Source organism: Brucella tritici (assembly GCF_008932285.1).
In the GTDB taxonomy this organism is placed as follows: Bacteria; Pseudomonadota; Alphaproteobacteria; order Rhizobiales; family Rhizobiaceae; genus Brucella; species Brucella tritici.
This window is the reverse complement of record NZ_WBVY01000004.1, coordinates 598,847-625,570: the sequence shown is the minus strand read 5'-3', so window position 1 is coordinate 625,570 and position 26,724 is coordinate 598,847. Positions and strand designations below refer to the sequence as shown.

The window sequence follows — 26,724 nt, the reverse complement described above, 5'->3', positions numbered from 1 at the left end:
AATGAACAATATTGCTACGCCTGTAAACAGGCACCCCGTTGACCAGTTGGCGGATATCCGCGCGACCATCAAGGTTCTTGAGGAACGCGAGGCCGAGCTTAAAACCGAAGTTTCCGACTTGATGGGCAGCGCTGACGTTCTCGGCGGCGATGAAAATATTGCCCGTCAGACAGTCACGGAACGTGCGGGCGCTGTCGATACCAAGGCCATGGCCAAAGACGGTATCGACATTGAGAAATATCGCAAGCCGAAGGTCACTGTCTTTTCCATCCGCACCGAAAAGCGCATTCAGGGGGAGGCATAATCATGGCCGCTTCGAAGAAAACAGCCGTCGCAACCGTTGTTGCATTCAAGGGCTTCTCTGCCGATCTGGTTTGCCGCGATTTTCAGTATGAAATCGGTAAGACCTACACCCATAAGGGCAAGGTCAAAGCCTGCAATAGCGGCTTCCATGCCTGCGAGCATCCGCTTGATGTGTTCAATTATTATGCTCCGGCGTCCAGCCGCTTTGCTCTGGTTGAAATGTCAGGCGATATCGACCGTGACGAACACGATACGAAAATTGCGTCTGCGGAAATCACCATCAAGGCAGAACTGAAAATTCCTGATCTGGTTGCCAAGGCGTGGGATTACGTGTGGTCGCGCGCCAAAGTAGAAGATGGGGAGCATGCCACCGGCTATCAGGGCGCAGCGTCTTCCACCGGCGACTATGGCGCAGCGTCTTCCACCGGCACTCGTGGCGCAGCGTCTTCCACCGGCTATCAGGGCGCAGCGTCTTCCACCGGCACTCGTGGCGCAGCGTCTTCCACCGGCACTCGTGGCGCAGCGTCTTCCACCGGCACTCGTGGCGCAGCGTCTTCCACCGGCACTCGTGGCGCAGCGTCTTCCACCGGCGACTATGGCGCAGCGTCTTCCACCGGCACTCGTGGCGCAGCGTCTTCCACCGGCGACTATGGCGCAGCGTCTTCCACCGGCAAAGCTTCAGTAGCCATGTCATCCGGCTTCGCCGGAAAAGCAAAGGCGTCTGAAGGCTCCGCGATCTTCCTTGTTGAGCGTGATTTTGATTGGAACATTGTCGCGGTGTTCGCTGGTATCGCAGGGAAGGACGGCCTCAAGCCAGATACTTGGTATCGCCTTGAAAGCGGCCAGCCGGTTGAGGTCGTGTAATGGTCGCCCTTCCTGTAACCGTATCGCCAACGATTGCCGCTATTGAAGCGGCAGTCGAGGCGGCAGAGAGCCGGGACTTTGACCGCGTTATTCGCGGTTCGTCTATCGGTCACCCCTGCGAGCGGCACCTTTGGTATCGCTTCCGGTGGGCGCATCTGCCTGAACAATTCGACGGGCGCAAGCTGCGCCTGTTTCATACCGGACACGCGGAAGAAGCCCGCATGGTTGCATGGCTTCGCATGGCCGGTGTCGAGGTCGAGGACGTTGACCCGGAAACTGGCGAACAGTGGGAAGTTGTAGCGGTTGACGGCCATTTCAAGGGACATACAGACGGCAAACTGACTGGCGTTATGGAAGCGCCGGTAGTTCAGCACCTTTTAGAGTGCAAGACACACAACGCTAAAAGCTTCGAACAGTTGAAGAAGTACGGGGTTGAGGTTGCGAAGCCTGAACACGTTGCGCAGATGCAGGGCTATATGCACCTTCTCGGCCTGACGCGTGCTTTTTATCTGGCCAAGCATAAGGATACGGACGAGCTTTACGCAGAACGCATTCATTACAATGCTGCGCAGGGCGCTGCACTGATAGCCAAGGCGGAACGCATCAAAGATGCCAATTCGGCCCCGGTGCGCGTCAGTGATGATCCGAACTACTTCATGTGCAAAGCCTTCAACTGCGCATCCTATGGTGTTTGCCATGGAAGTTGCTTTGCCCTGCGCAACTGCCGGACCTGCCTTCATTCAACGCCTATCAATGATGGGCAATGGTACTGCCAGCGGCACGAGAAAGAGCTTTCGACCGCTGATCAGAAGGCAGGCTGTCCGACGCACCTTTTCCTTCCCTCGCTCGTGCCCGGCGAACAGATCGACGCAGACGAGCAATCCGAAACAGTCATTTACCGGCTTGGCGACGGGTCCGAATGGATCGACGGGCCGAAGGAGGCATAATCATGTCTAAGTCAACTCTATATATCGAAACGACCGCACGTCATCTGGCTTCGGCTCTTAAGCTGGCTGGCAAGGTAGTTGAGCGCCGCAATTCTATCCCGGTGCTATCCATGGTTCTATTCGAGGCCGGGCGTCTGTTCGCCACTGATCTTGATATGGAAATCAGCATCGCATTGCCAGTAACGCAATCTCGCGGAACGGCTGCGCTCGATTATATCTCGCTTTTCAATCTGGTCAGTCATCTGCCACAGGACGAAATTGTCAAGATAGAGGTCAACGACCAGAGAGCCACAGTCTCATTCGAGAACGGCAAATACGAAATTCCGGCGTTGCCCGCTTCTGATTGGCCGCGTCTTTCAATCGGTAAATGGAATACTATCAGCATTGACGGTGATGATCTGAAGAAGGGTATGCAGTTCATCCAGTCTTTCATATCGACCGAGGAAACACGCTATTATCTCAATGGTATCTGTCTGGACGGTAAAAATGCGGTCGCCACAGATGGTCACCGCCTTGGATGCTACCCACTGAAGTCTGATTTCGAGAAAGCCAAGCGCGTTATCATACCGCGCAAGGTTGTGTCGATCATGTGCGGGCTTCCTGCGCCTAAAACCTTTTCCATTTCCGATAAACCCGCCATCCGTTTCTATTTTGACGGTATCACGATCATTTCTAAGGCTATTGATGGCACTTTCCCAGATTGGCCGCGTGTAGTGCCATCCTATGAACCCGATGCCATCAAGTCGGTAACGTTTGACCGTGAAACTGTTCGTCGGGCTGTTGGGCGTGTCGCTTCTGTGCTTCGCAGCAGGGAGGTTCAACACGGCTGTTTTGCCTTCGCCAATAATAAGATTGTCCTGAAGCGCAACCATTCGGAAGTGTCGGGCAGCGAATGCATTTCAGCAGAAACGGCATCTGAATTGTCGCTTGGCCTGAACCTTGGCTATCTGTCGGCGCTTCTTCGCGCCATCCCTTCCAGTGAGAAAATCACTCTGCTTGCGAAGGATAGCGGTTCGCCAATGAAGTTCATGGCACCGGGCCGCGATGAATATGTGGTCCTAATGCCTGCCCGCGTCGATGATCGCGTTACCATTGCCGCATTGCATGAAGCCAAGGCCGGAGGGCTGGCATAATGAACCGGCGCGATATCATTGAACAGAAAATCAGGGAGCGGGTGATTATTGACCCGTCTTCCGGCTGCTGGAACTGGACCGGTCCCACGTCCGGTTCTTCTGGTCGCGGTCATTCATATCCTCGCATGAGCCTTGATGGGCAGACCGTTGCTGTGCACCGCGTCATGTTCACCAACGTGCATGGCTATGTGCCGGGCCGAAAGCAAATCGACCATCTTTGCAAAAACCGCTGCTGTGTGAACCCGGATCATCTGGAAATGGTGACGCAGAAGACGAATTGCGCAAGAAGGGATGGCCGCGCATGATCGAGCTTCGCAATTATCAGAATGACGCTATCGAAGCGGCTATGGACTACTGGCGCGAGGGCGGCGGCAATCCCCTGATCGATCTGGCGACCGGCACCGGGAAAAGCGTTGTCATCGGCAAAATGATACAGGACTTGCTCACACAATATCCTGACATGCGCGTCCTGATGCTGACCCATGTAAAGGAACTGGTGCAGCAAAATTTCATCGCGTTGAAGCGGGTCTGGCCCGACAGCCATGCAGGCATTTACAGTGCTGGTCTGAACCGGCGTGATGTTCATCACCGCATTACGTTCGCCTCTATCCAGTCGGTTTTCAAGAAAGCATCTGCTCTTGGCCGTCGCGATCTGGTCTGTATCGATGAGGCCCATCTTGTTCCAATGTCCGGCGTCGGAATGTATCGCCGCCTGTTGGATGATCTGCACGCAATCCAACCTGACGCGCGCGTGATCGGTTTCACTGCAACACCGTACCGGCTCGATAGTGGGCGGCTTGATGAAGGTTCAACGCGCCTTTTTGACAAGGTGGTTTACACTTACGGGATTGCGCAAGGCATTGATGACGGCTTTCTGTCGCCGCTTCGCTCGCCTGCGACTGCCATTGAAATCGACGTGTCCAAGGTCGAGCGCCGGGGCGGTGAGTTCGTTCCTGCGTCTCTGGAAATCGCTTCAGATGCAGTGACCGCCGAGGCTGTGGCCGAAATCTGCCAGTTTGGCCAGAACCGCCGCGCGTGGCTTGTTTTCTGCACAGGCGTCAAACATGCGATCAATGTTCGCGATGCGATCCGGGCGGCTGGCTTGTCATGTGAGACTGTGACAGGTGCAACGCCAACCGGCGAGCGCGACAGCATAATTCGCCGGTTCCGCAATGGTGAAATTCGCGCTCTGACGAATGCAAACGTTCTGACAACAGGTTTCGACGTTCCGCATGTTGATCTTGTCGCGATGTTGCGCCCCACGCTATCGACAAGCCTTTATGTCCAGATCGTCGGGCGTGGCACTCGAAAGGCTCACGGAAAGGAAGATTGTCTAATTCTGGACTTCGCAGGCAATATCCGTCGCCACGGTCCAGTTGATGCCGTGTCTGTGCTTCCGAAGGGTGGAGACAATGCCAAGGGCAAGGTTTCCGTCACTGACGTTCGGGCGAAAGAATGCCCCGGCTGCAACGAGCTTGTTGCGCTCAATGTGTTTGAATGCAAGTTCTGTGGCCATCAATGGCCGCGTGACGAAAAACCTAAGCATGATGCTCATGCAGATAAGGGCGTAGGCATTCTTTCAACCGAAGCCGTGCCGCCTACAATGTTGCCGGTCGTGGACTGGAAGATTGAACGCTATGAAAAGTTCGGATCGCGCGACAGTGTGCGCGTCACCTTTCTTGCCGGTTTGAATTCATACCCTGAATGGCTGGCGTTCGAACATGGCGGCAGCGCCACGCAGCGGGCGCAACAGTGGTGGATTTTGCACGGTGGCCAGACGCCTTTTCCCAAGACGACAGATGAAGCTTTAAGCCGATCTGCGGAACTCACGCGGCCCGATACGATCAGCGTCAAGCCGCGCTCCGGAACGAAATTTCATGACATTGTGCATCGCAACTTCCCGCGCAGGCAGATCGAGGCAGCAGAATGAGCTTTGTTAACCGAACTGAACCCGGCCTGTGTGCTGTTTGCGCCCGGCGCGAAATCGGCATTGGCTTCACTGACAATCCAAGCCGTAGCCATCCTATTTTGTGGCTTTGTGATGACCCGGAATGCATCACCATTGCACAAGGAACCTATTCGATGAGACAGGACAACTTTGACCGTATCGAAAGCCTTGCAGCAGGCAAGGGCGGGCAAAAAGCTGGTGCGTTCCTTGAGGAAATCGGCAAAACTGATCTGCAATCGCTAACCGTTGATGAGTGGCACGAATTCTGCCGCCGCATGATTGCCGGCTATCGTGTCTCGCTGAAGGAAGAACTCAAAAACGAGGCTCCTTTCTGATGATTGCTGCCAAGGAACATAATCTCGAAACCGCGCTTAAGCTGGCGGCATCCGGTCTGTCTGTGTTCCCATGCTTTGCAGGTGGAGAGCAGGCAAAGAGGCCGATGCCGTTCATCAAGTGGCGTGATGTTTCCACGACAGACGTTATGCAAATCAGACAGTGGTGGGCCAAATGGCCCGGCGCTGCAATTGGTCTTGATCTGGCGAAGTGTGGCTTTGTCGTTATCGACTGCGACCGCCACGATGCTGACGCTGACGGTGTGGAAGCTTTCGGTCAATTGGCCGCTGCCCATTCGCACGATATCGACGCATCGCCATTGGTCGCCACGCCGAAAGAGGGAAGCCACGTCTATTTCCGTCAACCAGACGGCAAGAGCTACGGCAACGCGCGCGGCACACTGCCTGCCGGTGTAGACGTTCGCGGCACTGGCGGTTACGTCATTGCGCCCGGCACGGTTATGGAGGATGGGCGGGCCTATGAGCTATTCGGCAATTTGTCTGCCGCGCCCGTTCTTCCGCAATGGGTGGCTGACATTATAGATACCGGCGAGGAACAGCCGAAGGCGCAGCCGGTACCGGTTCCGCGAGAAGCCCATAGCGATGCCCGGGTGAATGCGTATTGTGAAGCTGCTATATCCGCCGAGATTTCCAAGGTAGAGAACGCAGCGAAGGGCGGTCGCAACAACACCTTGAATGAAGCTGCCTTCGCACTTGGCCAGCTTGTCGGCGCAGGTTGGAAATCAGAGGCAGAGATTGCGGGCCTGCTTATGAACGCGGCTGCTGCATGCGGTCTTAATCCTGTCGAAAGCCGCAAGACGATCCAGTCAGGCATTCGCGCCGGGGCAAAAGAACCGCGTCAACTGCCGCCGAGCGAAGGCCCAGAGCTTGAAGCTCCTGAAGAACTGGCGCGCATTAACTCCATGATCCTTGCAGCGTGGGAGAAGCAGCAGCGCGAGAAAGAGGGCACGCGGCAGATTGTCGAGCAACAGGACGGAACGATTGCTGACGCTGAAACCGGTGAAATCATCGAAACTCCGAGCCTGCAAGTTCAGGCAGAGGGCGGCATTGATTATCCACCAGGATTAGTTGGCGATATTGCGCGCTGGATTGTCGATACATCCCGCCGTCCGCAGCCAGAGCTTGCCATAGGCGCAGCGCTTGCGATTGTCGGCACGGTGGCTGGCCGTCAATTCGCCGGGCCGACGCGATCCGGTACGCATCTATATGTTCTCGGCCTTGCGCCAACTGGGAAGGGCAAAGACCATCCTTTGCAGCAGATTTCCCGCATCATGAGTGCGGCCAGCCTTGGCCATCATATCGGCCCGTCTGAATTCATTTCGATGCCTGCCGTTGTCAACTTCCTGACCCGCAAGCCTCTCTCTATCTGCCCGATGGATGAATTCGGCGGCTTCATGAAGCGCATCAATTCCCGGCGCGCAAGCGGGTTCGAAAGCTCGATATCGAAGGTGTTGCGCACCATGTGGTCATCTTCCTTCGCGCCATATCTGACGCCAGAGTGGGCCAGCAAGCCGAGCGAGACTATCCATTCGCCATCCATCACCATTTTCGGGGCTTCGACGCCAGAGCAGTTTTATTCCGCTATGGAGGGGGCAAGCCTTGAGGATGGAACGCTCAACCGGTTCCTTCTCATGTCAGGCCGTGCCAGTGCCAGCGAGCGCGACCCATTGCAAGACGCTGCCGTTGTTCCGAACGACATTATTGATCGCCTGCGCCGCATCTATTTCAGGTCTGGCGAATTGGCATCCGCGATCCGCAATGATCCGAATGCAGACCCTTCAACCTCTAACCAGCTTCGCTTGCTGCCGTGGTGTCCAGACGGGGCGCAAACCCGGTACGGGGATTTTTCTCGCGAGATTGAACGCCTGATGGATAAGGATGTGGAGGCGAGCGCGTTTTATGCCCGAACCGTCGAAATGTCACTGCGCATTGCCACCATCGTTGCAATCGGGCGGCTAGATGATGAGCAGGTACGCCGGGTTGATATGGAATTCGGTATCGAGGTTGCGCACCAGTCCGCGCGGTTCATGGCTTCCGGCGCTGCCGATTATATGGCCGACAATGAGAACCAAGCGAACGCGCAGCGCATCATGCGGGCAATCAAGGGACGCAAGGGACGGGCCAGCCAGCGCGACCTTATGCGCTCCCTTCAGAACTCAATTCGCCCCCGTGATCTGCGAGAACTGCTGCAAGCGCTTTGCGAGGCCGGGCAGTTGGAGCGGCAGGAGGTAAAGCCGCCGCAAGGCGGGCATCCCGTTATATGGTTCCAGATTGGCAAATGACCCGCTCAGGCGGGTTTTTTGTTGTCCGGCTTTAGTCTGTCGGGAATGTGTTCCGCGATGATTCTTGCGCGGTGACGAACCCTGATTATCCGTTCTGGCCGCAACACAATGGCTTCCCGATATCCACCAAGCGCCACCAGTGCATTCATAGAGCAGCCAATCAGCGTATCCACGTGCAAATCATCATCCGTCCATTGCTCGATGTTGAATTCGCAGTCCTTATATTGCTGTGGGGAATAGGTAGCCATTTCATTCACTCCTACGTGTTGGGGAGGAAAGCCTATTACTCTTTTATCGATAGGAACAAAAGCAGAACTTTTTATGAAAATAATCCTTTGTGGATATCGGGGCAACCGTCAATTTTCGCTTGGTGCCACTTGGTCGAAATTTGTTGACGCTTGCCGAAATCAGAAGTTGACGGTTGACGCTTGAGTTGACGCTTGTAAGTACAAAAAATATAATAAAAACAATTAATTAATATCAAGCGTCAACCGTCAACTGAAATTACAAATCCTATTTTATTAGGTAGGTTTAGTGGTAGTCTATATAGTATGAGTGACGCTTGACACTCGCTATATGTAGTTGCGTGCACCGTTGAAATCGCATATGTTGTGTCTGCCCTACCGTGGTTTTTCCTTCAGGTCCGCCAAACCGAGGAAGCCACATGAAGACCATCACCGTGATACCTACACAGGACGGCCATTATCTGGCCCGTTGTTTGTCGTCTGGCGCTGTTGCCAGCGGTAAGACGCATAATGCTGCTCTGGAAAATGTTCGCCGCCTCTCTCAGAACGGGGAGGGCGAATAATGGGCAACGATCTAATTCTAAGCCCGGCTTACTTCTGGTTTCCGGGGAATATCTATAATCAGGCAATGATGCCACCTGAGCAGAATAATAGCGTACGCTTTTGCGCGTCTCAGTCTGCCAGCCTGCCAGCTACCGTTGATGAGCTTCTCCGGTTGCTTTCTGTATCGCCTACCTATCCACTTATCATCCTGTCGGTCTGTGTTTCTCTGGTGACGATAGCAATAGGCGTGACCTTTGCTTTGCTCGATTGGTGGCAGTCATGACCATCCATTGCAAACAGGATCGTGACCGCATCCGCCAACATGCAGTGCGCCAACGCAAGGATAACGAGCGCATAGCGAACCTTGCCCGTCGCCTTGTCAAAGAATGCCAGCAGGGCCGTGCGGCATCTGCCTGCATGATCGATTTGACCAAGATCGTGAAGGGCTGACAACATGGCACCCTTTCACGTCTATTCATCACGCAACAAGAAGGGCGGTAAACCGCATCCTGTTGTCTTTCGTCGCAAGGATCGGGCATTGACCATGTGGTGGGAATATCGAACCGCCGCAGAGATTGCCGAGGAACTGGATATCTCGATTGAGACAGTCCGCCGCTATATCCGTAGTGGACGTAAAGCAGGCGATCCGCGCGCAACCCGCACACGTCCAGCAAAGCGCATCATGGCGGCAGAAGCCCGGCGAAGAAACATCATCGAATTGAAAACACGAGGTCTGGAAGTGAAGGAGATAGCCAAGGCGCTATCGATCCACCCCCGGCTTGTGCAAATGCGACTGAAGGAGGCGACGGCCTATGCCACCTAAGAAAACCACGGCGAATAAAGCTCCGGCGAAGAAGAAGGCACCACAGAAGGGGCGCGACGAAAAGGGAAAGTTCCTGCCCGGTAGCCGCTTCTGGGAAGCCCGTTCATCGCATGGCCGAAATCCGAAGTTTGAAAATCCTGACGATCTATGGTCAGCCTGCTGTGAGTATTTCGATTGGGTTGAGGCTAACCCTCTCTATGAGGATAAGCTTGTCACCTTCCAAGGCTTTGCCTCGCACGAACCCGTTGCCAAAATGCGCGCTATGACGCTCGCTGGCCTGTGCTTCTTCATCGACATATCCCGCAAACAGTGGACGGAATGGCGTGAAAGCCGTCCCGATTTAGGTGACGTCATTTCTCGCGCCGAGGACGTAATCTATCAGCAGAAGTTCGCCGGGGCCGCTTCGGACTTGCTGAACGCCAATATCATTTCTCGTGACCTTGGCCTTGCCGACAAGTCCGATGTGAACAGTCAGACAACCGTTACCTTCAACACGGTCTACGAGGCGGGGCCTGACGACGAATGATGCATGAATTTCGCGTCCGGTGGTATCAGCGCGCCTTTCATGAAGCGCTGGTACAGCAGAAGAAAAAGCGCCTCATAGAGATTGCGCACCGGCGATGGGGCAAGGATGAGATTGTGCTGAACGGCTTCCGCGAGCTATCGCAGAAGCGCATAGGCACATATTGGCATTGCTTCCCTGAATATGCGCAGGCCCGGAAGGCGATCTGGAACGGGATCAACGGGCGCACAGGCAAGCGCCGCATTGATGAGGCTTTTCCGCCTGAAATCCGTAAGCGCGTCAATGACAATGACATGTTCATTGAAACGGTATGGGGTTCCACATGGCAGCTGCTTGGCTCCGACCGGTACAACGCCACGGTTGGTTCCGGCCCTGTCGGCATAGCATATTCAGAATGGGCGCTCTGTAACCCTGCCGCATGGGCGTATCACAAGCCCATGATTGAGGAAACAGACGGCACAGCCGCATTCATCACCACGCCGCGCGGGAATAACCACGCCAAGACGATGTATCAGCGCGCGGTGGGGAATGACCAATGGTTTGCCCAACTGTCCAGCATCCACGAAACCAAGGCCTTGAGCGCTGAACAGCTTGCGGAGAGCCTTGAGGAATATAAGGATTTGTACGGGGCCGATCTGGGGCTGGCGATGTTCGAGCAGGAATATTATTGCTCCTTTGCCGGTGCCATGGTTGGCGCTTACTACGGCTCCGAGATGAATTCAGCCGAGCGGGAAGGGCGTATAAAGACTTTCCAGATTGACCCACGCTATCCAGTGCATACGGCATGGGATTTGGGCAAGGCAGCAAATAACCCGATATGGTGCTTTCAGGTCATACCGGGCGAGGCCGGGCCGCGTATAGTTGATTTCTACCGGCCTGACAGTGACGATCTGGAAGAATGGGTAAAGTGGCTGGATGGCAAGGGATACAAGGGCAATGACTATGTGCCGCATGATATTCTGGTTGCCGAGTGGGGATCGAAGCGGACGCGGTTCGAAACGCTGAAGCTGTTGGGACGCAGGCCGGTTCGTGTCGCCAAGGTGTCGGTAGCTGAAGGCATTCACGCATCACGCCAGACCATCAAGGTAGCCGTGTTCGATAGTGAACGCTGCGAGCTTGGTATTGAAGGCCTGAAGCAATTCCGCCGTGAATGGGACGATGAACTGAAGGTGTTTCGCGATAACCCGGTCAAGGACTGGTGTGAGCATATCGCGTCCAGCTTCCGCTATTTGTCGCTGGCTTGGAAGATGGCAAAGCCGAAGGATGAGCCACCACCGCAGCCGAAAGAGCTTGTCTATCAGGTTGGTCCGACCGGCCTTATTCGAGGCAATATGAGTGTGAAAGAGGCGGTCGAGGCCATGGTTAAGCGAAGAAGGCAGAGAGATGGATAACTTTAATACCCGGTTCGAAGCGGGTATTCCAACTCTCGTTCACCTATGGTGTAGCCTTCGCTGTTCTCTTCCAACTCATCCCAAATGTGCTGTGGTATATAGTGTGGCCAGTCAATCGCACTATGCGTGCCGCCCGCCCTAGCCACGTAGCCAAGCTGAATTAATGCGACCAAGCGAGGGTGATTGAACATAGCAGGGAACGCCCTTTGCTTGGTTGTGTAGAAATAGGCAAGTATATATTTTTGATCCCTCGGCAGGCTGTGAATGCCTTCAGCGTGGGCCTTCAATTTACTCTCTACGTCTTTTTTTGATTTTCGTTCCGCGTAGACCTTGAACGGATATGCTATAACTTTGGCAAGCTGGGCGACCATATAAGAAATTAGGATTGCGCCGGATACAATACCCACAATGAATGCGCCATTTATCACCCATCGCGAAGTGTCAGCGACATATTCAAGTTTATACCAATCTGCTGCCAAAAGTGCGGTAGATGCTACTAGAGCAACTAAGGCAACGCGCCAACTCGCGGCAAAAGCGTCCAGCAAATCCTTGATTGTAGGCATGATAACCCCCTAAGCCTTTTTCTCATTTTAATCTGATTCTCATGCAAATCCCTCTCTCTTTCGCGGTGCAATTCATAGCCTGCGATCATGGAACAGAACCCGACCGCACAGCCTGAATTGACCGGTGAACAGTTGCTCGAAAAGGGCAACAAGTGGCTTGAGCGCATTAAGGCAGCGGAAGGCCGCGAAGATGACTGGCGCAAGGATGCTGAGGCGGCGGAAAAGACCTATGCTTGCGACCCGAAGGCTCGACACGGCAAGCTGTACGATTTCAACATTCTGCATTCGAATGTCGAAACGATTGTCCCAGCGATTTACAATTCCACGCCGGTGCCGGACGTGCGCCGACGCTTCACCCTTGCGATAGGTGAGCCACCGCAGCCGCCACAGCAGCAGCCGGGGCCGGACGGCCAGCCAGCGCAGCCAGACCCGCAGGCGATGGAGTTATTCAAGGCGGAAATGCAGAAGTGGCAGGCAAAGCTTGCTTCTGATCAGGCAGCAAAAGACTTCGGGACTATGATCGAGCGGACGATTACCGTTCTGATTGATGACAACCGGCTTGATAAGGAAGTCGAAAGCGTTTCGCAGGATAGCTTTTTGGGCGGTCGCGGTATCGTCCGACTTGCATTCGAAGCCACATTCGTTCCGCAGTCTGTCGCTGGCGAAGATGGCCAGCCTACCACTGATGAGGACGGAGAGCCGGTCACAGAAGACAAGGCCACCGGTGAAACTATCGATTTTCAGGCATGGTCATGGCGTGATTTCCGCATGGGTAAGGCCAAGCGCTGGAAGGATGTTCCGTGGATTGCTTTCCGCCACTGCATGCCACGCGAAGACCTTGAAGATTTTCGCGATGCTGATTTGTATTCGTCGCAGGCGCAGCCGACTGATAGCGCCGACGATGACGAAGACGATATTCAGGTTTGGGAAATCTGGGACAAGCGCACGAAGCAGGTCTGGTTTATCGACGCTAATAGCGGTCGAGTGCAGAAGATCAGTGAAGACCCGCTTGGATTGCCCGGCTTCTTCCCGACGCCTGAGATTGTCCAGCCTATTACGCTCACCGGCAATATGACGCCGGTTTGCCCTTTTACGGTCTATAAGAAGCTGGCAGACGAACTGGACCTTTGCACCAAGCGCATCAATGCTATCATGAAGGGCCTGAAGGTTCGCGGCGGCGTCATCGGTGACGCTTCCGATATCAAGCGACTTTCCGAGGCAGGCGATAACGAGCTTATCGCAATCGAAAACGTCGAGCAGTTGGCGCAGACTGGCGGTCTGGAAAAGGCCATTGTTTGGTGGCCGATCCAACAGGCGATTGCCGTTCTTCAGCAGCTTTATCAGCAGCGTGGGGAAATCAAGGCTGCGATTTACGAGATTACCGGCATTTCCGATATCGTGCGCGGTGCATCGAACGCCAATGAAACCCTTGGCGCGCAGCAGATCAAAACGCAATGGGGATCGCTTCGCATTCAGAAGATGCAGCGAATGATTGAACGCCTTGTGCGCGATGTTTTCGGGATGATGGCTGATATCATCATCACCAAGTTTTCGCCGGAAACGTTGCAGGAAATGACGGGTATCGAGATTACCCCGGATATCATGCAGCTTATGAGCCAGCCGGTTTCGTCGTCATATCGCGTTGATGTTGAGAGCGATAGCACCGTCAAGGCCGACATGAGCCGTATCAAGGGCGAAATGTCTGAATTCCTGCAAGGCACCGCTCAATTCTTCAACGTCATGGCTCCTGTCATCGGTCAAGCCCCTGAAATGGCTGAGCCCATGTCGGAAATCTACGCATCGTTCGCGCGCGCCTTCCATCTTGGCAAGCAGGCTGAGGACGCGATTGACCGCATGTCACAGGGTGCGAAGGACGCGGCAAAGCAAGACAAACCCGATCCGGCGCAGGAAGCCGCTCAAAAGAAGCTTGAGCTTGAGGCCAAAAAGCTGGAGCTTGATTTCCAGAAGGCCCAGACCGAGTTGCAAATTAAGCAAGCTGAACTGCAACTGAAGATGCGCGAGCTTGGCATCAAGGAACAGGAAGTGCAGCAGAACGGGCAATTCCGGGCCGCTGAACTCTCTCTTGAGGCGCAGCAGGGCAGGCCTGTGTTGGTGGGGGCATAGTCGCCCCCGCTTGTTTACTCTGCCGTGAAGCCGACGCGGAACGGCTTTTCCTCAAACTTAGGCAGCGCCACCAGCATGACAGCGGCTTGGGTATGATGCTGGATTAGCTGCACGCCATTACCTTCAGCATCAAGGCCGGTGAAAATCAGCATGTCGGGGTTAGAAGCTCGAATGCTACGAAGATGGAAGGCGTTTCCAGCGCCGACAACTAGAATTCCAAGTTCCTTGTCTTCACCCAGTGATTGTTCCTGTCGTTTGATCAATGTCAAAAGACGATCAGCCATATACTCAGCAGGGTTATTTTTCCTTTCGTTTATTTCTTGCGCCCTGTTCATAGATGCATTCAGTCTGTCAAAACTATTCACGGTTCTTTTCTCCGTCAGGGTTGGATAGCGAGCATCTCAATAAGCGGCGATGTGCGCAACACCGACCGCCAGCTATCAACAAATCCCTCTTTCTTTCGCACGAATAATCCGAGGCTGTGACTGTCTTTAAAGGAGGCAGTTTTGGGCGCGTACGTCTGGCGAAATGGTGCATTTGTAGACAAGCAGACCGGTGAGGCGATGCATAAGCCTTTTGCGGGTCAGGTTTGTATGCCGACCGTCATTTCGGACATTCCAGAATATCGCTCCCCAATCGACGGCAAGCCTATCACTTCGCGTTCCGCGCGCCGTGAAGACCTGAAGCGCAACAATTGCGTGGAATATGAGCCGTCTATGTCTCCGACAAAAGGAAAGATCAGAAACAAGGCCTTTGCCGATAAACGCGGACTGAAGGTTTCAGAGGAATTCCTATGACTGTCGAAAACGCACAAATTTCATCCCCCCAGATCGAGAGCGCGACGCCACCGGTCGAGCAGGCCAATATTGGCGGCGAAGGCGGCGAGCTTTCCGAAGATGACGCCATGGGCGCAATCTTCGACCGCCTGTCTGCTGAAGGCATTCAGGATCGCGGCGAGGACGGCAAGTTCAAAGCCAAGCCCGGTGAAGGTGGGGAAGAAGGTCAAGATTCGCTGGAAGGCGAGGAAGGGGCCGAGGTTGAGCCGGGTTCGACAGCCGAGCAAGTTACTTCGGCCCCTGCACATATGCCGCAGGCCATCAAGGATCAGTGGGCCAATCTGACGCCAGAAGCACAGAAGGCGATCGCAGCCCATCAGGCTGAAATTGACCGAAAGTTTGGCGAGTATGGCCGGTTCATGGGCGAAAACAAGCCTGTGATTGATCGTCTGGCCACTGCCCGCCAGCAGATGCCGGAACTATTCGACGGTATGACCCCGGAACAGCTTGCGCAGGGTGCGCTTGAGCTTGGAGCCGTTCAGGTCAACCTCAATCGCGATCCGGTGGGCACAATTCTACAGATCGCACAGACATATGGCGTCCTTGGTGGACTGGCGCAGGCACTTACAGGTCAGCAGCCGACTGGGGATCAGCAATTGGTGCATGGGTTGCAAAGAGAGATAGCGAGCCTGAAGGGCCAGCTTCAATCCCTTGGCGATCCGGCAGCAATAGACAAGCATATCAATGCCACGCTGGCGCAGAAGGACGCCGAGAGGATCATAGGCGATTTTGCCAAAAGCAAGCCGCACTATGCTGAAGTCGAGGCCAGCCTTCCAGCGTTCATAGACGTTGCATTGAAGACCAAGCCGGGTTCGTCCCTGCCGGACGTACTTGAGGCCGCATATGACATGGCAGTCAACGCAATACCGGAAGTCAGGGAAAAGATACGAGCATCCGAAGCCGAGGCAGCAGCCAGAGCGACGGTAGCCAAGTCGGACCCGAAGCGGACCGAGGCAGCGCGGAAAGCCGCATCCATCAACGTGAAATCAAATTCGAACGGTCGCGATAAGCCAAGGAGCGAAGAAGAAGCTATGGCAGATGCGTATGACCGCGCGATGAATAGCTAACAGGAAAAGTAGATGGCTACTCCCTCACAGGTATTCACGGAAATGGTGACGACTACGGACCGCAACTGGTCCACGAAGGTCACCGACAACGTGAGCAAGCACAATGCCCTTCTGAACATTCTGAAGAAGAAGGGGAAAATTCTCACCGAAAGCGGCGGTTATGAAATTGCCCGCCCGCTCGAATATGCGGAAAACAGCACCTATCAGCGCTATTCCGGCTATGACGGCCTGAACACCAACGCTTCTGACGTGCTGACGACTGTGAAGTATGACTTCCAGCAGGTCGCACTTCATGTCACCGCGTCGGGCCGGGAAATCCGTATGAACATGGGTTCGAAAGAACGCATGATCAATCTCGTCAAGGCGCGCAAGGATAATGCGCTGAAGACGGCAGCAAACGGGTTTTCGACCGATATCTATTCGGACGGTTCGTTGCTCAACCAGATCGGCGGGCTGGCCCAGATCATTCAGGTTAATGGTCAGGGAACCGTTGGCGGCATCCCTTCCGATACCTGGACTTTCTGGCGCAACAAGTTTCGGGAAATTACCGGCACTGACGCCTATACGCCGCAGACGCTGAAGGGCGAGTTCAACAAGCTCTGGCTTCCGCTCAATCGCGGTGCCGACAAGCCTGATCTGATCGTCCTCTCTCACGATTTCTATTCGGTCTACGAGAGCGGCGAGCAGCAGCTTCAGCGTTATCAGGATGCCGATCTGGCGCAGGCTGGATTTGTGGGCCTGAAGTACAAAACGGCGAACGTCATCTTTGATGACAATACCAACTTCGCGACCAATGCCGAGAAGGGATACTTCCTGAATACGGACTATCTCTACATCGTGCAGCACAAGGAAGCGCAGTGGACGCCGGACGACGAAAAGCGTCCGACCAATCAGGATGCCGTTGTGGTGCCTATCTACTGGATGGGCAACATGGTGTGCACGAACCGGTCGCTTCAGGGCGTCCTTATCGATCAGGCGTAAGGAGAAAATCTGATGCCTTATCCAATCACTCCCTTTGTCGGCATGAAGCCCGGCGAAAAAAACGATCAGGCCAGCAAGGTGAAGCTCGGAACGACTTTCACCGGTGATGACGGTCACGTCTACATTTACGCCAAGGCGTCGGCAGCAATTGCCGCCTCCACGGTGTCGGTGCTGACCGAACCGGCCATGACCATGGCTGGCGGTGCTGGTGACTGGACTTCTCCCGCATTCGCACTCGCGAACGGTGATGAAGCTTGGTTCATGAAAACCGCGATCTGACGAACGGGCGGGGTTTCGGCCCCGCTCTCTGCCTTCCAACGATAGAGGAATAGAGAAATGGACGCTCCGACGATCCGGGTTATCGGGTTCAAGACTGAATATCTTTTCAACCCGAAGACCAAGAAGAATGACCGCGAGGTTGAGCTTGTCGAGTATGCCCCTGTGCATGCAATCATGACTTCGCGCATCACCGACCGCGTGGCCAATATGATGCCGCCTGACGCCATCGATAACGACGATGACGGCAAGAAGCTCGGCTTCATGCGTGCGCGTTGGGAAATGATCGAGCCAGCTTACAAGGCTTGGAAAGAGGGCCGCGAAATGCCTCTGGACGGTACGCCGCTCGCAGCTTGGCCCGGCGTAACAGCGGAACAGGCGGAAGCCTTGCGCCGGGTTGGGCTGCGAACCGTGGAAGACGTGGCCACCCTGACCGATAGCGTTATTGGCAAGGTCCATCTTCCGAACGTCCGCGATCTTGTCACGCAGGCAAAGGCCTTCCTTGAAGCCGCTGACCGCAGTGTTGTTGCCGACCAGATGGCCAAGCAGCAGGACGAAATTGACGCCCTGAAGGAGCAGCTTGCTGCCGCAATGGAGCTTCTCGAAGAAGCGAACAAGCCAAAGGGCAAGGCTAAGGCGAAAGCCGAGGACGAGCAGGAAGAAACTGAGGAAACGGAGAAAGCCTAATGGAAAGAGGGCTTGAATTCATCGGTTTCGCACTCAGCGCCAGCATCTTTGCTGCCGTGTTTCTCGTGGGGATCATCGTCTATGGCGGTGATTTCTCGCGCGCGTTCGCGCTGATTGCCGCCTTTCTGGCTGCTGCATCGCAGTTTGTCGGGCAGGATCGCCAGCATTGGCGAATTTCCATCATGCTTGCATATGGTTCGTTCGCTCTCGGTCTTTTCAGCCTGTTTGCTATGATCGGGGGCAAGTAATGGCCAAATTGTCGGAACTCATGAACCGGGCCGCACGTGAGTGCAGGGTTAAGCCGCCTGCCGCGTGGGTTCCGGCAACCGCTCTTACGTTCGAGGACATGAAGGATTACCTCAAAGACACCTGCGAGGAACTTCTTCAACGTCTGGACTGGCCGAACCCGGTTACCATTGACTTGCCAATCGTCGGCACCGGTGCCGAAAACTACAATCTTCCACCTGACTTCCTGCGTGTGACACGCGACGAACTGGCGGTCTACGAGCCGACCACAACCCGGCGCGCTTGCATTCCGATTACGAGTAACGGCGCATGGTCGCATCTGAAGCAATTGGGTTCGGCTGGCGGCAATCGCTATTACCGCATTCAGGGCAGCGACGGCGCTTACAAGATCGGCTTCTATCGCCCGCTTGAACCAAATCAGCGGGTAATCGCCTCTTACGTCACCAGAAATTGGAATGTGTCGGGCACGACCTTCAACAACGAATGGAACATTGAAGAAGCCGAATGCCTGTTCCCTGCCGATCTGGTGCGCCTTGGTGTCGTCTGGCGCTTCCGACGCGCCAAGGGCATGCCATACACCGACCGGCTGAATGAGTACGAAGGCCGACTATCGCGCCTGATCAATGACGCACGCGGCATTCGCTCGATCAGCTTTGGCGAGCCGCCATCCATGCGCAGCCCGTTTGATATCCCGGTCCCCGATTTCATCCCGCCAGCGTGAGGGCAGGTCATGTTTTTCAGTCGTATAGGCTCGCCGCCTACCGCCGATGTTCAGGTGTCGGCAACCAAGACTTTTCCAGCGCCACGCCGTGGGATTATCCAGAATGACAGCTTGGCCGTGCCGCAGGGTGAAGGTGCCGAGGTCATGGACAACTGGTTTCCGACGCCGCAGGGCGCACGAATGCGGCGCGGTAGCATGAAGCGAGCCAATGTAGGATCGGCTGATATTCGCACCTTTATGATTTACGAGACAGGCGGCGTGAAAAAGCTGTTCGCCGCCACTCCTACAGCTATTTTTGACGTGACTGCGCCTGCTGACCCCGAAACTGAAATCGCTCCTGCGCTCTCTGGTTTGGGCGGCGGCAAGTGGTCGAGTGTCATGTTTGCCAACAGTGCAGGGGATATTTCACTGATCGGCGTCAATGGCGCTGACTATATGAAGCGGTTCAACGGAACGGCTTGGACCGATATTTCCGATACGACAACGCCGGGCATTACTGGCGTTGATACCCGAAAGCTGTCAGCCATCTGGGCTTATCAGAACCGGCTCTTTTTCGTCCAGCAAGACACTATGTCAGCTTGGTATCTCCCTACGCTATCGTATGGCGGTGAAGCCAAAGAACTGCCGATGGGTAGCACCTTCACCAAGGGCGGCGTGCTTTTGTTCGGCGGCACTTGGTCTACCGACAGCGGCAGCGGCATGGATGATATGTGTGTTTTCGTGACCGATATGGGCGAGGTTGCAGTTTTCCAAGGCACAAACCCGGATACAATTGATACATGGTCGAAGGTGGGAACGTACGTTATCGGCAAGCCTCTCGGTAAGAATGCGTTCTTCAAGACTGGTGGCGACATCGCGATTATCACTGATGACGGCATTGTCAGTATTTCGCAGATCATGCAGAAGGATCGGGCCGGGCTTGCATCGGTCGCTATCACCTTTCCTATCGAAACACTTTGGCGCGATGTTGTGTTCTCTCGCGCCTTTGCCGGGTATGATTTCAGCGCCATTGTTTGGCCGACAGAAAGCCTTTTGCTTGTCGTTGTACCGTCTTTTGCAGGTGGCACAAAATTCAGTCTGGTCGCTAACACAAAAACCGGGTCATGGTGCCGCTATACCGGTTGGGATGCGCGCTGCGCTGTCGTTTTTGATGATAAGCTGTACTTCGGGACAAGCGACGGTAGAGTAATTCAGGGTGAAACTGGCGGCGCTGAATGTGGCGAACCTTATGCAGCAACAGTGTTGCCTCGCTTTGACAACATGGGATCGCCGGTCAGCAAAAGCGCTCTGCATGCTCGATGCGTCATGCGTTCGAACAATAAGTTTGAACCCATCATGTTTGCCAATTCGGATTATGAAGTTGATCTTCCGAACGCCGGTATCAGCTATGGCGATGCAAGCGGGAATGTCTGGGGCGGCGCGATCTGGGGTGAAAGCACATGGGGGCAAGCTGAAAGCAAGCGGTATCTGACCGAATGGCAGTCTGTCGCCGCGAACGGCGAAGCTCTTTCGGCTGGTGTTGTCGTCACTTCAGGCCGCGTCTCGCCTCCCGATCTGGAATTGATTTCAATTCATCTGCTTTATGAAGTGGGCAGCGTTCTATGAATATTGTCTGGGGAGACAGCAGTAACCCGCTATTGCGCGCTCACCTATGTGCTTTCGTTGATAAGCAGATTGGCGGCTCTGGCCTTGGTTTCGGTGATAGCGCTGTTGCCATGGGTGTGAGTGAGGATGACGGGCGCTTGGCCGGGGCAGTTGTTTTCCACAATTACGAGCCGCGCGCCGGTGTCATTGAAATGTCTGCTGCCTCATTGTCTCGCCGGTGGCTGACGCGACCAGTTTTACAGCGGTTGTTTGATTATGTTTTTGACGATGCCGGTTGTCAGATGGTCGTTATGCGCGTTTCAGAACGCAATGCGCCGATGATCCGCATTGCACGTGCATATGGATTTTCCGAAGTCCTTATTCCCCGGCTGCGTGGTAGGGATCATAACGAATTCATTTTTACCCTGACAGATGACGACTGGCAGGCAAGCCGCTTCAATCGCAAGTCCCTCAGTCTTTCGCACTAAAAATTTCATTCTTCGGTCATGTGATGAACTGGCCGGAGAATATGCCGTGGGTAAGAGCAAGGCTCCCAAATCCCCTGATCCGAAGGAAACGAGCGCAGCCCAGACCGGCACCAACATTGGAACGGCGGTTGCAAACTCCTATCTGAACAATATCAATCAGGTCACGCCTGACGGCTCGCTGACATACAGCCAGACGGGCATGCAGAAATATTATGACCCGTACACCGGTAAAACATATGATATTCCGCAATTCACGGCTACGCAGCAGCTTTCGCAGCAGCAGCAGGCTATCAAGGATCAGGAAGATGCTACCAACCTGAACCTTGGCAAGCTCGCCAATTCTCAGTCATCGCGCTTGAATGATCTGCTCGGAAAGCCCTTTGACTTGAGCGGCGCACCGGCAGCGGGGAATGCTGGCAATATGACTGCCCCGCAGTATCAGCAGTACACAGGCGGGCCGCAGCTTCAGACCAGCTATACCGACGACTTCAGCGCTGATCGGCAGAAGGTCGAGGATGCGCTTATGTCGCGCATCAATCCGCAGCTTGAACAGGATCGGTCAGCACTGGAACAGCGTTTGGCCAATCAGGGCATTATGCCGGGTTCGAAGGCGTTTGAAACTGCCATGAACCAAAATGCGCAGGCGTCGAACGATGCCCGCATGCAGGCCATTCTTGCCGGTGGGCAGGAACAGAGCCGCCTTGCGGGCTTGTCTCGCGATCAGGCGACATTCGGCAACAATGCCAATCAACAAATGTGGAATAACCAGTTTCAGGCCACGCAGGGCAATAATGGCCTTGCCGGGCAGCAGTTTGCCGATCAGCAGACTATGTTCAATGCACAGAACGCACAGCGTAACCAGTGGCTTCAGGAGCAGTATCAGCAGCGCAACCAGCCGATTAATGAAATCTCGGCGCTTCTTTCCGGCGCGCAGGTTACCGGGCCGAATTTCGTCAATTCGGCAAATAGCCAGATCGCAACCACTGACGTGGCCGGTATCATCAACCAAGATTATCAGAACCGACTTGGCGCGTGGCAGCAACAGCAGGCCCAGACGGGTGGCATTCTTGGCGGTCTATTTGGCTTGGGCGGCAAGCTTATTGGCCTGTCTGACGTTCGGTCGAAAGAGAATATCCGCCGTGTCGGCGTGCTTGATAACGGCCTGCCGGTCTATGCCTACAACTATAAGGGCGACGGCATGACACATATCGGCCTGATTGCTCAGGAAGTCGAGCAGGTGAACCCTGAAGCGGTGAGCCGTATCGGTGACGTTCGTATTGTCGATTACGGCAAAGCCGTGGAGGCTGCATAATGGTGAGCTTTATCTTCGGCGGCGACACTGGCGAAACGCCTGAAAGCATCAAGCGCAAGCGGGAAATCGCATTGGCCCTGCTTGGTCAGAACCGTGCACCGCGCACGATTGGCGAGGGCATCAACGCTCTTGGTGACGGCATCGTTGCCAACGTCATGAACCGGCGCGCAAATGCTGGCGAGAAGGCCGGACGCGAAAGCGCCGATCAGGCTTTTGGCGGTATCGACTTCAGTTCGCTATTCGGCGGCGGTGGCGCGGCCTATCCATCGGCTGTTGCTGGCGGCGCATCGCCCACGAGCGGCACGGCGACCGGCACAACGCCCACCACAGGCGCTACGGTTGATCTTTCTGGCGACAAACAGAAATTCATTGATACGCTTTTGCCAGCAGCAATTGAGCATGGGCAGCGTATCGGCGTTGATCCACGTATCATCGTCGCGCAGGCCGCACAGGAAACCGGATGGGGAAAATCTGCGCCGGGCAATAATTTCTTTGGCATCAAAAGCCACGGTCAGGGCGGCGGTCAGAACCTTACCACGCACGAGGTTATCAACGGCCAGCGGGTCAAGATCAATGACAGTTTCCGCACCTTTGCCAGCCCACAGGATAGCGTTGCCGGGTATGCTGATTTCATCGCGAGCAATAAGCGTTATCGTCCTATGCGGGAGGCGCAGGGATTGGACGCACAATTGCAGGCGCTTGGCGCTTCTGGTTATGCAACAGACCCGAACTATTCACGCTCTGTCGGCGCAATTGCTCGCTCCATCAACCTGCCACAGCAACCGCAGGGCACGCAGGTTGCCAGCCTTGATCCGTCTATCGGAATGTCACCGGCTGTACAGAGTGATTTTACACCGATCCCGGCGCAGCCGATGCCTGACACTACCAACGGGGCGGCGATTGACCCACGGCAGGCATTGCAGCCCATGGCAAAACAGCCGGAGGCTGCGCCCGCTGTTGCTCCGTATGATTTTACGGGAAACCCGCAGCTTTCGGCAGGTGCTGGCATGCCTTTTCAGGGCGGTCAGCCGCAGCAAATGGCATCGGTAAACCCGCAGCAGCAGGCCGACCCGAAAGCCGCGATCCGCGATGCGCTTTTGCGTCAGAATGATATGATGCTTGGCGGCGCTCTCGCGCCACAGGGGCAGGCACCACAACAGGTTGCCGATGCTTCTGGCGCTTTCCCGCCAGCGCCAACTGGTCAGCCGTTTGCTGGTCAGCAGGGTGGTGACGCTCGCGGCGCTATGGTGCAGAAGCTTATGCAGGCAGCGCAAAACCCATGGCTGAACGACAATCAGCGCGCCATGGTCAATGCGTTGTTGCAAAAGCAGATGGAACAAGGCGACCCGATGCGCCAGCTTCAAATGCAGAAGCTCCAGCAGGATATTGCGCGCGGTGGGCAGACTTCTGATTGGTCAAAGCTGGACGATAACCGGCTGTTTAATCAGCGCACTGGCGAAATTCGCGACCTGCCAACGAACCCTAATGCTCCTTCCGGTGACCTTGGCCTTAATCCGCAATACGGTTTGGACAAGGACGGGAACCCGGTTCTGTTGCAGTTGGGTAAAAACGGCAAGGTTGTTCAATCTCAGATGCCGGAAGGGGTGACGCTCTCGAAAGAGCCTATCAAGCTTGATGCTGGCACGCATTTTGTTCTAATCAATCCCATAAATCAGCAACCTATCGGGACAATCCCGAAAGACGTTGCGGGCGCGGCGGCGGAAGGGGCCGCAGGAAAGGCGCAGGGCGAAGCGTCAGCAAATCTGCCAGTGGTTGAGGCAAACGCCAACTCCATTCTTGGCATGATCGATAGTCTGGATACTGACCCTTATCTTGACAGCATGGTGGGGCCGGTCAGTAGCAGACTGCCGAACGTCTCGGCGGAAGCCGCACGTGTTCAATCGAAAATGGATCAGATCGGCGGTCAGGCGTTCTTGCAGGCGTTTAACTCACTCAAGGGTGGCGGTCAGATCACCGAAATCGAAGGCCAGAAGGCAACGCAAGCTATTGCGCGCCTGAATGCTGCACAAAGACCGGCTGATTACCGTCAAGCCCTTGGAGAGCTTCGGCAAATCGTCATGACCGGCGTTCAGCGCGCCCGGCAACAAGCTGGCGGCGGTGCATCAGGTCAAGCTGCCTCCGTCCAGCAGCCACAAGCGCCAGCACCGGCCAATAACGGTGGCTTCCGTATCATAGGAGTTGAATGATGCCCGTTTACAAAATTCAGGCTCCTGACGGCAAGGTATACTCTATCGAAGGGCCAGACGAGCAAGGCGCTATCGGCTTCCTGCAACAGCACCTTTCCTCGCAGCAACCTGCACCGCCTGCGCAGCCTGTCGCAGAAGACCGGGCCGCACTCGATCAGCTTTCGCAACTCACGCAGGGTGACGGATCGCAGAACAAGCGCTCCACGCTCGGAGCCATCGGCCATAGTGTTGACAGCTTCGGACGTGGCGTTGCAGACGTGGCTTCATTCGGATTGGCTGATGAATTTGCCGCTGGCATGGGCGCGCTTACTGGTCTGGGGGGTGACTTCGGAGATTATGACCGCAACCTTCAGCGCCAGCGTATCGAACAGAAAGTGCGCGACAACTACAACCCCTATGCGTCAACCGCAGGCCGGGTAACTGGCGCGCTTGCTGGCGGTGCTGCGCTTGCCAAAAATGGCGCATCATTGGCAGCGAACGCAGCAAATTCAGGTGCAGGATTGAACAGGCTTGCCGCCATGTCAGCGATTGACGGCGCATTGATGGGCGGAGCTTATGGATTTGGTAGCGGTGAGGGTGAAGGCCGACTTGCTGAAGCGTCAAAAGGTGGGGCATTTGGATTGGCTACGGGTGGCATTGCGCCATACGCTATCGCGGGCATTTCCGCCGCAACCAAGCCGCTGATCGCACCAATTGCTGCACGTCTTCAGCCGCAGAAGTATGCCGACGCCGCTATTGATACCGCTATGCAGCGCGCTGGAACGACGCCTGACAAGGTTTCTCGCGCTCTGGAAAATGCGGCTGCTGACGGGCAGGATATGTTTACCGTGGCCGATGCCATGGGCTTAAATGGCCGTCGCCTGCTATCCACGGTCGCGCGAACCCCGAACGATGCCCGGCAGGATGTTATTGAAGCGCTCGTGCGCCGACAAACTGGACAAGGTGACAGGCTGGCTAATACCGTTGCTGAAGGCTTCGGGGCGACCGATACCGCCGCGCAGCGCGCAACCAGTCTTACCGCTGCACGTGACGCCTTGGCAGATACGAACTATGCAGCAGCCCGGAACAATGCAGGCTCGGTAGACCTGTCGTCTGCCATCCAGCATATCGATGATACTATTCGTCCCGGCGTCCAGCAGATTGTTTCACCCGCTGACGATATCGCAGGTGATAGCATTGAACGCGCCCTGACCGGGTTTCGCGCCCGGATGACCGATGACAAATCGATATTGTCAGATTTCAACCGGGTATTGACGCTCAAAAAGGACGTTAGTGATGCTGTCGAGGCGGCGAAGCGTGCCGGGCAGGGGAACCGTGCCCGCGTTCTCGGTCAATTGAATTCTCAGCTTGATGCCGCACTGGAAAGTGCTTCGCCAGCATATCGCGCGGCTAATGATACCTTCAAAAGCCAGAGCAAGGTTATTGACGCAATCGACACCGGCACACAGGCAGCATCCAGCCGGGCGCGTGCCGCTGATAATATCGGCGTTTTCAATGATCTTTCCGCTGGCGAGCAAACGGCTTTCCGCTCTGGCTATGCAGACCCTTGGATTTCCCGTATCGAAAGTGCATCTTCAGCACCTACCACGAACAAGGCCCGTATGCTGATTTCAGAAAAGACAGGGCAGGAATTCCCCGCTTTCGCCATGCCTGATCGAGCGCAGCAGATGGGCCGCAGGATCGCGCGGGAACAGAAAATGTTCACAACCGCAAATGAGGCTATGGGCGGCTCAAAGACTGCCGACAATCTGGCAGACATGGCGGACATGGCCAAGTTTGATCCTTCGATCATGGCAGGCCTTATGCGTGGCAGCGTGAAAGATGCTATGGTAGCTGCTGCCACAAAGGTTCTGACCGAGGCGAAAGGCACGCCGCCTGCCGTGGTCGAGCGGGTGGCCAAGATCATCATGGAAACGAACCCGCAGCGCGCCGCCGAAGCTTTGAACCGTGCCACGCTCAAAGGTGTCAGTGACGCCAATAGGCGTGCGCTCATCAATACAATTTTGAATTTGGGTGTCGCAGCAGGAGGGAACCGGGCGCTGAATTAGCGTCTGGTTTTCCAGCTATCTGGAACGCGATTTGCAGTCTTATCGATTGCCCATGACACAAGAATGGTGGCACTGCCCGCACCGACAGCTAGCGACCATAAATCAAGCTTGTGATAAGCGAGATACCCTGCCCAGATCAGACCGACGACAAGCCACGCTGCCCACCAGGGGAACGGGCGGCGATCAATCCTTGGCTCATAGGGATCGTGATCTATTTCGTTCATGGTCC

At 55.3% G+C, this 26,724-nt stretch carries 31 protein-coding genes; 27 read left to right on the top strand and 4 right to left on the bottom strand.

The annotated features are described in order from the left end of the window. The first annotated feature begins 1 nt into the window (after position 1). The 8 genes from F9K94_RS17465 to F9K94_RS17430 all read left to right on the top strand — a co-directional run bounded on the left by F9K94_RS17465 (position 2) and on the right by F9K94_RS17430 (position 7,830). Positions 2–304, top strand: coding sequence for a hypothetical protein (locus F9K94_RS17465; RefSeq protein WP_112587004.1), 303 nt, complete (start codon positions 2–4; stop codon positions 302–304). Between the two features lie 2 nt (positions 305–306). Beyond that, positions 307–1,167, top strand: coding sequence for a DUF7666 domain-containing protein (locus tag F9K94_RS24480; protein WP_192799525.1), 861 nt, complete (start codon positions 307–309; stop codon positions 1,165–1,167). Beyond that, positions 1,167–2,114 (top strand): oxidoreductase, encoded by a 948-nt coding sequence (locus F9K94_RS17455; RefSeq protein ID WP_151647249.1) that lies wholly within the window; start codon positions 1,167–1,169, stop codon positions 2,112–2,114. The genes F9K94_RS24480 and F9K94_RS17455 overlap by 1 nt, the downstream gene beginning before the upstream one ends. A 2-nt stretch (positions 2,115–2,116) precedes the next feature. Beyond that, complete coding sequence (dnaN, locus tag F9K94_RS17450; RefSeq protein ID WP_192799524.1) at positions 2,117–3,247, top strand: DNA polymerase III subunit beta; 1,131 nt, start codon at positions 2,117–2,119, stop codon at positions 3,245–3,247. Further along, positions 3,244–3,552, top strand: a complete 309-nt coding sequence (locus tag F9K94_RS17445) for an HNH endonuclease signature motif containing protein (protein ID WP_151647245.1) — start codon at positions 3,244–3,246, stop codon at positions 3,550–3,552. Before dnaN ends, F9K94_RS17445 begins: the two co-directional genes overlap by 4 nt. Next, the gene (locus tag F9K94_RS17440; RefSeq protein WP_151647243.1) at positions 3,549–5,177 is read left to right on the top strand and encodes a DEAD/DEAH box helicase; all 1,629 of its coding nucleotides are present in this window, start codon (positions 3,549–3,551) and stop codon (positions 5,175–5,177) included. The genes F9K94_RS17445 and F9K94_RS17440 overlap by 4 nt, the downstream gene beginning before the upstream one ends. Positions 5,178–5,329: 152 nt before the next feature. Beyond that, positions 5,330–5,530: a DUF6511 domain-containing protein gene (locus F9K94_RS24610; protein WP_151647241.1), complete on the top strand. Its 201-nt coding sequence runs from the start codon at positions 5,330–5,332 to the stop codon at positions 5,528–5,530. Further along, positions 5,530–7,830, top strand: a complete 2,301-nt coding sequence (locus F9K94_RS17430) for a bifunctional DNA primase/polymerase (protein WP_151647239.1) — start codon at positions 5,530–5,532, stop codon at positions 7,828–7,830. Before F9K94_RS24610 ends, F9K94_RS17430 begins: the two co-directional genes overlap by 1 nt. 5 nt (positions 7,831–7,835) lie before the next feature. On the opposite strand, the gene F9K94_RS17425 is transcribed toward F9K94_RS17430, so the two are convergent. Continuing rightward, positions 7,836–8,078 carry a hypothetical protein gene (locus tag F9K94_RS17425; RefSeq protein ID WP_151647237.1) on the bottom strand — a complete coding sequence of 81 codons (243 nt, stop codon included), beginning with the start codon at positions 8,076–8,078 and terminating at the stop codon, positions 7,836–7,838. A gap of 416 nt (positions 8,079–8,494) precedes the next feature. On the opposite strand from F9K94_RS17425, the gene F9K94_RS24470 reads away from it, so the two are divergent. From F9K94_RS24470 to F9K94_RS17405, 6 genes are read left to right on the top strand one after another with little or no spacing between them, the layout of a single operon-like run. Then, on the top strand, positions 8,495–8,638 hold the full coding sequence (locus F9K94_RS24470; RefSeq protein WP_192799522.1) for a hypothetical protein: 144 nt from the start codon (positions 8,495–8,497) through the stop codon (positions 8,636–8,638). Beyond that, positions 8,638–8,901 carry a hypothetical protein gene (locus tag F9K94_RS17420; protein WP_151647235.1) on the top strand — a complete coding sequence of 88 codons (264 nt, stop codon included), beginning with the start codon at positions 8,638–8,640 and terminating at the stop codon, positions 8,899–8,901. The genes F9K94_RS24470 and F9K94_RS17420 overlap by 1 nt, the downstream gene beginning before the upstream one ends. Further along, the gene (locus F9K94_RS24465; protein WP_176588836.1) at positions 8,898–9,068 is read left to right on the top strand and encodes a hypothetical protein; all 171 of its coding nucleotides are present in this window, start codon (positions 8,898–8,900) and stop codon (positions 9,066–9,068) included. Before F9K94_RS17420 ends, F9K94_RS24465 begins: the two co-directional genes overlap by 4 nt. Before the next feature lie 4 nt (positions 9,069–9,072). Continuing rightward, complete coding sequence (locus F9K94_RS17415; protein WP_151647234.1) at positions 9,073–9,441, top strand: helix-turn-helix domain-containing protein; 369 nt, start codon at positions 9,073–9,075, stop codon at positions 9,439–9,441. Next, a complete protein-coding gene (locus F9K94_RS17410; RefSeq protein ID WP_151647232.1) occupies positions 9,431–9,967 on the top strand; it encodes a DNA-packaging protein in 537 nt (178 codons plus the stop codon). Before F9K94_RS17415 ends, F9K94_RS17410 begins: the two co-directional genes overlap by 11 nt. Further along, complete coding sequence (locus F9K94_RS17405) at positions 9,964–11,355, top strand: hypothetical protein (RefSeq protein ID WP_151647230.1); 1,392 nt, start codon at positions 9,964–9,966, stop codon at positions 11,353–11,355. Before F9K94_RS17410 ends, F9K94_RS17405 begins: the two co-directional genes overlap by 4 nt. Positions 11,356–11,357: 2 nt before the next feature. On the opposite strand, the gene F9K94_RS17400 is transcribed toward F9K94_RS17405, so the two are convergent. Then, positions 11,358–11,918, bottom strand: a complete 561-nt coding sequence (locus F9K94_RS17400) for a super-infection exclusion protein B (RefSeq protein ID WP_151647228.1) — start codon at positions 11,916–11,918, stop codon at positions 11,358–11,360. A gap of 87 nt (positions 11,919–12,005) precedes the next feature. On the opposite strand from F9K94_RS17400, the gene F9K94_RS17395 reads away from it, so the two are divergent. Beyond that, positions 12,006–14,042 (top strand): OmpH family outer membrane protein, encoded by a 2,037-nt coding sequence (locus tag F9K94_RS17395; RefSeq protein WP_151647226.1) that lies wholly within the window; start codon positions 12,006–12,008, stop codon positions 14,040–14,042. A 14-nt stretch (positions 14,043–14,056) separates the two neighbouring features. Here F9K94_RS17395 and F9K94_RS17390 read toward each other — a convergent pair whose 3' ends face one another. Next, positions 14,057–14,407 carry a hypothetical protein gene (locus F9K94_RS17390; protein WP_151647224.1) on the bottom strand — a complete coding sequence of 117 codons (351 nt, stop codon included), beginning with the start codon at positions 14,405–14,407 and terminating at the stop codon, positions 14,057–14,059. Between the two features lie 141 nt (positions 14,408–14,548). Between F9K94_RS17390 and F9K94_RS17385 the strand changes: the two genes are divergently transcribed. Genes F9K94_RS17385 through F9K94_RS17330 form a run of 12 tightly spaced genes read left to right on the top strand, consistent with a single transcriptional unit; the run spans position 14,549 to position 26,495 of the window. After that, positions 14,549–14,839: a hypothetical protein gene (locus F9K94_RS17385; protein ID WP_151647222.1), complete on the top strand. Its 291-nt coding sequence runs from the start codon at positions 14,549–14,551 to the stop codon at positions 14,837–14,839. Then, positions 14,836–15,945, top strand: coding sequence for a hypothetical protein (locus tag F9K94_RS17380; protein WP_235920639.1), 1,110 nt, complete (start codon positions 14,836–14,838; stop codon positions 15,943–15,945). The genes F9K94_RS17385 and F9K94_RS17380 overlap by 4 nt, the downstream gene beginning before the upstream one ends. 12 nt (positions 15,946–15,957) lie before the next feature. Then, on the top strand, positions 15,958–16,926 hold the full coding sequence (locus F9K94_RS17375) for a phage major capsid protein (RefSeq protein ID WP_151647220.1): 969 nt from the start codon (positions 15,958–15,960) through the stop codon (positions 16,924–16,926). 12 nt (positions 16,927–16,938) lie between these two features. After that, positions 16,939–17,205, top strand: coding sequence for a hypothetical protein (locus F9K94_RS17370; RefSeq protein WP_008936504.1), 267 nt, complete (start codon positions 16,939–16,941; stop codon positions 17,203–17,205). Positions 17,206–17,262: 57 nt separating this feature from the next. After that, positions 17,263–17,889 (top strand): hypothetical protein, encoded by a 627-nt coding sequence (locus F9K94_RS17365; protein ID WP_151647218.1) that lies wholly within the window; start codon positions 17,263–17,265, stop codon positions 17,887–17,889. Beyond that, positions 17,889–18,137, top strand: a complete 249-nt coding sequence (locus F9K94_RS17360) for a hypothetical protein (RefSeq protein ID WP_151647216.1) — start codon at positions 17,889–17,891, stop codon at positions 18,135–18,137. The genes F9K94_RS17365 and F9K94_RS17360 overlap by 1 nt, the downstream gene beginning before the upstream one ends. Next, positions 18,137–18,856: a phage adaptor protein gene (locus F9K94_RS17355; protein WP_151647214.1), complete on the top strand. Its 720-nt coding sequence runs from the start codon at positions 18,137–18,139 to the stop codon at positions 18,854–18,856. The genes F9K94_RS17360 and F9K94_RS17355 overlap by 1 nt, the downstream gene beginning before the upstream one ends. Before the next feature lie 9 nt (positions 18,857–18,865). Further along, positions 18,866–20,461, top strand: coding sequence for a hypothetical protein (locus tag F9K94_RS17350; RefSeq protein WP_235920638.1), 1,596 nt, complete (start codon positions 18,866–18,868; stop codon positions 20,459–20,461). Next, a complete protein-coding gene (locus F9K94_RS17345; RefSeq protein WP_151647212.1) occupies positions 20,458–20,928 on the top strand; it encodes a GNAT family N-acetyltransferase in 471 nt (156 codons plus the stop codon). Before F9K94_RS17350 ends, F9K94_RS17345 begins: the two co-directional genes overlap by 4 nt. Positions 20,929–20,974: 46 nt before the next feature. Further along, on the top strand, positions 20,975–22,240 hold the full coding sequence (locus F9K94_RS17340; protein WP_235920637.1) for a tail fiber domain-containing protein: 1,266 nt from the start codon (positions 20,975–20,977) through the stop codon (positions 22,238–22,240). Continuing rightward, the gene (locus F9K94_RS24880; protein WP_328593676.1) at positions 22,240–24,447 is read left to right on the top strand and encodes a glycoside hydrolase family 73 protein; all 2,208 of its coding nucleotides are present in this window, start codon (positions 22,240–22,242) and stop codon (positions 24,445–24,447) included. The genes F9K94_RS17340 and F9K94_RS24880 overlap by 1 nt, the downstream gene beginning before the upstream one ends. Beyond that, positions 24,444–26,495 carry a hypothetical protein gene (locus F9K94_RS17330; RefSeq protein WP_235920636.1) on the top strand — a complete coding sequence of 684 codons (2,052 nt, stop codon included), beginning with the start codon at positions 24,444–24,446 and terminating at the stop codon, positions 26,493–26,495. Before F9K94_RS24880 ends, F9K94_RS17330 begins: the two co-directional genes overlap by 4 nt. Here the strand turns inward: F9K94_RS17330 and F9K94_RS17325 are convergent. After that, on the bottom strand, positions 26,492–26,719 hold the full coding sequence (locus tag F9K94_RS17325) for a hypothetical protein (protein WP_151647208.1): 228 nt from the start codon (positions 26,717–26,719) through the stop codon (positions 26,492–26,494). The two genes, F9K94_RS17330 and F9K94_RS17325, sit on opposite strands and share 4 nt — an antisense overlap. Positions 26,720–26,724 lie beyond the last annotated feature (5 nt).

Excerpts from the sequence above, each read along its gene's own strand:
- F9K94_RS17465 (WP_112587004.1), top strand. The coding sequence starts at position 2 with ATGAACAATATTGCTACGCCTGTAAACAGGCACCCCGTTGACCAGTTG.
- F9K94_RS17345 (WP_151647212.1), top strand. The coding sequence starts at position 20,458 with ATGAATATTGTCTGGGGAGACAGCAGTAACCCGCTATTGCGCGCTCAC.
- dnaN (WP_192799524.1), top strand. The coding sequence starts at position 2,117 with ATGTCTAAGTCAACTCTATATATCGAAACGACCGCACGTCATCTGGCT.
- F9K94_RS24465 (WP_176588836.1), top strand. The coding sequence starts at position 8,898 with ATGACCATCCATTGCAAACAGGATCGTGACCGCATCCGCCAACATGCA.
- F9K94_RS17350 (WP_235920638.1), top strand. The coding sequence starts at position 18,866 with ATGTTTTTCAGTCGTATAGGCTCGCCGCCTACCGCCGATGTTCAGGTG.
- F9K94_RS17330 (WP_235920636.1), top strand. The coding sequence starts at position 24,444 with ATGATGCCCGTTTACAAAATTCAGGCTCCTGACGGCAAGGTATACTCT.
- F9K94_RS24470 (WP_192799522.1), top strand. The coding sequence starts at position 8,495 with ATGAAGACCATCACCGTGATACCTACACAGGACGGCCATTATCTGGCC.
- F9K94_RS17405 (WP_151647230.1), top strand. The coding sequence starts at position 9,964 with ATGATGCATGAATTTCGCGTCCGGTGGTATCAGCGCGCCTTTCATGAA.
- F9K94_RS17415 (WP_151647234.1), top strand. The coding sequence starts at position 9,073 with ATGGCACCCTTTCACGTCTATTCATCACGCAACAAGAAGGGCGGTAAA.
- F9K94_RS17395 (WP_151647226.1), top strand. The coding sequence starts at position 12,006 with ATGGAACAGAACCCGACCGCACAGCCTGAATTGACCGGTGAACAGTTG.
- F9K94_RS17420 (WP_151647235.1), top strand. The coding sequence starts at position 8,638 with ATGGGCAACGATCTAATTCTAAGCCCGGCTTACTTCTGGTTTCCGGGG.
- F9K94_RS17355 (WP_151647214.1), top strand. The coding sequence starts at position 18,137 with ATGGCCAAATTGTCGGAACTCATGAACCGGGCCGCACGTGAGTGCAGG.
- F9K94_RS17325 (WP_151647208.1), bottom strand. The coding sequence starts at position 26,719 with ATGAACGAAATAGATCACGATCCCTATGAGCCAAGGATTGATCGCCGC.
- F9K94_RS17455 (WP_151647249.1), top strand. The coding sequence starts at position 1,167 with ATGGTCGCCCTTCCTGTAACCGTATCGCCAACGATTGCCGCTATTGAA.
- F9K94_RS17410 (WP_151647232.1), top strand. The coding sequence starts at position 9,431 with ATGCCACCTAAGAAAACCACGGCGAATAAAGCTCCGGCGAAGAAGAAG.
- F9K94_RS17360 (WP_151647216.1), top strand. The coding sequence starts at position 17,889 with ATGGAAAGAGGGCTTGAATTCATCGGTTTCGCACTCAGCGCCAGCATC.
- F9K94_RS24610 (WP_151647241.1), top strand. The coding sequence starts at position 5,330 with ATGAGACAGGACAACTTTGACCGTATCGAAAGCCTTGCAGCAGGCAAG.
- F9K94_RS17440 (WP_151647243.1), top strand. The coding sequence starts at position 3,549 with ATGATCGAGCTTCGCAATTATCAGAATGACGCTATCGAAGCGGCTATG.
- F9K94_RS17400 (WP_151647228.1), bottom strand. The coding sequence starts at position 11,918 with ATGCCTACAATCAAGGATTTGCTGGACGCTTTTGCCGCGAGTTGGCGC.
- F9K94_RS17375 (WP_151647220.1), top strand. The coding sequence starts at position 15,958 with ATGGCTACTCCCTCACAGGTATTCACGGAAATGGTGACGACTACGGAC.
- F9K94_RS24880 (WP_328593676.1), top strand. The coding sequence starts at position 22,240 with ATGGTGAGCTTTATCTTCGGCGGCGACACTGGCGAAACGCCTGAAAGC.
- F9K94_RS17425 (WP_151647237.1), bottom strand. The coding sequence starts at position 8,078 with ATGGCTACCTATTCCCCACAGCAATATAAGGACTGCGAATTCAACATC.
- F9K94_RS17430 (WP_151647239.1), top strand. The coding sequence starts at position 5,530 with ATGATTGCTGCCAAGGAACATAATCTCGAAACCGCGCTTAAGCTGGCG.
- F9K94_RS17365 (WP_151647218.1), top strand. The coding sequence starts at position 17,263 with ATGGACGCTCCGACGATCCGGGTTATCGGGTTCAAGACTGAATATCTT.
- F9K94_RS24480 (WP_192799525.1), top strand. The coding sequence starts at position 307 with ATGGCCGCTTCGAAGAAAACAGCCGTCGCAACCGTTGTTGCATTCAAG.
- F9K94_RS17370 (WP_008936504.1), top strand. The coding sequence starts at position 16,939 with ATGCCTTATCCAATCACTCCCTTTGTCGGCATGAAGCCCGGCGAAAAA.
- F9K94_RS17380 (WP_235920639.1), top strand. The coding sequence starts at position 14,836 with ATGACTGTCGAAAACGCACAAATTTCATCCCCCCAGATCGAGAGCGCG.